Raw genomic sequence first — 2621 nt, 5'->3', positions numbered from 1 at the left:
GGCGCGGGTTCACCCGGGGGGGCTCAGCGCCGCCGGCCGGCGGTGCGCTTCACCTTGAGCTCCTCGAAGCGCGGCACGTCGCCCTCGCGGACCCGTGCCCACGCCCGGCGGTACAGCTCCGCCGCCGGCTCGGCGGGCACCAGAGTGCCCAGCACCGGCCGGCCGGCCGGTGCCAGGGCGTACATCGGCAGCTTCCACTGCTCGACCGGCAGCGCGGGCGCGTCCGGCTCGGCCCACGGGCCGGGCAGGAACAGGGAGCGCCCGGCCCGGGCCCGGGTGGCCTCGACCACCAGGTCCGTGGCGGCCAGCTCCGCGCGGGCCGCCTTCAGCCGGGCCGGCTTCCAGCCCGTCCAGCGCGCGGTGTTGCGGTCGGTCGGGTCGGGCATCGCGAGCAGCGCCAGGTACAGGGCGGCGGCGTCCGCCCCCAGCCCGTACTCCGCGGACACCTCCGCCACCAGCTCCGGCACGCTGCGGCCCGCATCCTGCGGCCACCAGGCGCCCTCCGCGTCCACCGCGCCCGCCACCGGCGCCCCCGGGTCGGCGAGCAGCGCCGCGAAGCCCGGGTCGTGCGCCAGGCGCAGCGCCGTCTCCGTCGCGCCGGGCAGCTGCTCGGTGCCGCGCAGCAGCGGCAGGTACGGGTCCGACCCGGTCGAGTCCAGCAGCGCCGTGCGCAGCGCGGGCAGCGGCCGGCCGTCCTGGGTGGCCAGCACCACCGCGCCGTACCGCTCGTACCCGGCCGCGGTCTCGGTCGGGGTGCCGGCCGCCTTCCGGAAGCCGGCCAGGTCCACGTAGTGCCCCACGGACAGCAGCAGTTCCGGCGAGGCCAGCCGCTGCCGCACCGCCGTCAGCACCGGCGGCAGGCAGGACCGTACGGGGTGCCCGGCCGGCAGCCGGTGCGCGAGCCAGGCCGCGAAGCCCACCGCGGAGGTGAGCACCCCGGCGTCGAAGGGGCGCCCGCCCGGGACCACGGGCTCGGCCCGGTCGCCCTTGACGGCCCAGGCCGTGTCGCCGGACAGCTCCGGGGACGCCGCCGCGTCCAGCAGCGCGGGCAGCGCCCGATGCGCCGCCCAGGCCGCCCGGACCTCCTTGCCGGCCTCGGCGAGCAGCCACTCGGGCACCGGCGTACGGCGGCCCGCGCGCCGGTTCCACACCGCGGCGGCGGCCTCCGCGTCCGGGCCGTCCGTCCACAGCCCGGCCGGGTCGGCGGGCAGCAGCGCCGCGACCAGCTCGCGCCGCACCTGCGGGGAGAGCTCCCTGAGGTCGTTGCGGGCGTGCACGGCATCGGTGGCCTTGACCCCGAGGAGCGTGCGCAGCTCGGCGGGGAGGAAGCCGCGCTCGTCCGTCTCCAGGTACGGCAGTCCCGCGACGACCAGGGCGGCCACGGCGGCCGACACCCCGGTCAGCCGGCCGAACTCCGCGGCAGCCGCCGGGAACCAGGGAGCGGGACCCCGCTCGGCGGCCTCCTTCAGGAACGCCGTCAGCCAGCCGGCCCCGCGCGCGGGGTCGCCGACCTGCGCCATCGTCCCGGCGCCGGTGTAGGGCGCGGGCACGGCGAAGGCGCCGGCCGGGTCGTGCAGCAACGCGGCGAACCACCGCTCCCGCGGCTGCTCCCGGCTCTGCTCGTCGATGGCGAGCAGCGCCCCGCCGCCCAGCGGCAGCACCGCCCGGTGCCGCCCGCCCCGGCCGCGTTCCCGCCCGTCGGCGCCGAGCAGGCGGGCGGTGTCGATCCGTACGGTCAGCCGCCGCCAGTTCGCGGCGGAGGTCTCGGCCGAGGCCAGGCCCAAGGCGTCCACCTGGGACAGCACCCGGCACAGCACCTCCCGCTGCTCCTGGGTGGTGACGGTGGCGACGGCCCGGTAGGCGACCGCGGCGGGCGCCTCCAGGAACAGTCCGGCCCAGGGGAACGAGGACTGCGCCAGCTTCGGCACGTCCACGTGCAGCCGGCCGGGGACCGGCTCGGCGGCGGTGTCGGCGGCGGCCGCGCCGAGCGCCCGCAGGAAGGCGGACGTGGCATCCGTGTTCCCGCCGTAGTAGCGGTGGTAGGGGTTGCCGGTCAGCCCGTGCAGGGCGGCGTCGAGCAGCTGGTCGGAGGGACCGTGCTCCACGGCCGGCTTCGGCCGGGCCGCCCGGCGCCCGGCGAGGGACTCCGCGACCCGGGCCAGGGCCTTGCGCTGGACCAGCGCGGAGCGGAGCACGTCGACCACCCCGGCGACCAGCACGGGCGAGCCGAGCGCGGGCAGGGCCTCGCGGACCAGCGCGGGCAGCTCCTCGCGCCGCTCCGCCCCGGCGGCGGCCTTCAGCAGCGCTCCGGCGGCCGGTGCGTCCAGCGCGCGCAGCGCCGCCGAGCCCTCGGGGTCGCGGGGGCGCAGGAAGGACCAGTAGGCGAGCGGCGGGAGTTCCGCGCCGCCGGCGGAGTGCGGGGCGCCGTGGTGCTGGGCGGTGGTCCGGGCGGTGACGGCCCCCTCGGGGTCGGTCAGGGCCAGGGTGCGCCAGTCGCTGGTGACGGCGCGGGGCCGCTCGTCACCGGGCAGCCGGACCGCGGCCTCGGGCCTGGCGGAGCCCTCGGGGACGGCGACGCGGCCGCCGGCCGGGTCGGAGCCGTGCCAGCCCTGCCCGGGCAC

1 pseudogene is annotated in these 2621 nt (G+C 79.5%); it reads right to left on the bottom strand.

Features of this window, described 5'->3' with window-relative positions:
* Window positions 1–23 precede the first annotated feature (23 nt).
* A pseudogene (locus ACFVXK_RS38100) lies at window positions 24–2621 on the bottom strand (DNA-binding protein); the annotation flags it as partial.

This window comes from Streptomyces sp. NPDC058157, from assembly GCF_042884105.1.
In the GTDB taxonomy this organism is placed as follows: domain Bacteria; phylum Actinomycetota; class Actinomycetes; order Streptomycetales; family Streptomycetaceae; genus Streptomyces.
The sequence above is the reverse complement of the archived record's forward strand: the minus strand, read 5'-3'. Positions and strand labels throughout refer to the sequence as shown.